Source organism: Psychromonas arctica (assembly GCF_038155225.1).
Lineage (GTDB): Bacteria > Pseudomonadota > Gammaproteobacteria > Enterobacterales > Psychromonadaceae > Psychromonas > Psychromonas arctica_B.
This window is the reverse complement of record NZ_JBAKBA010000467.1, coordinates 1-208: the sequence shown is the minus strand read 5'-3', so window position 1 is coordinate 208 and position 208 is coordinate 1. Positions and strand designations below refer to the sequence as shown.

General features: G+C 38.0%; 1 pseudogene. It reads left to right on the top strand.

Annotated elements, in window-relative coordinates:
• A pseudogene (locus tag V6255_RS19110) lies at window positions 1–208 on the top strand (outer membrane protein assembly factor BamB); the annotation flags it as partial.

Genomic DNA, 208 nt, shown 5'->3' with positions numbered 1-208 from the left:
ATTTCAGCAGTGAAGAAGATGTTGTTAAAATGGCTGAGCTACCTGAATTTCAAGAAACGTACAAACCAGTCATTGCTTGGTCAACTAGCATTGGTAGTGGCGTGGATAAATACTATTCACAACTTAAACCTGCCGTAGATGAAAAAGCCCATTATGTTGCAGCTCGTGATGGAGAAGTGAAAGCACTTTCTTTTAAAAATGGTAATAA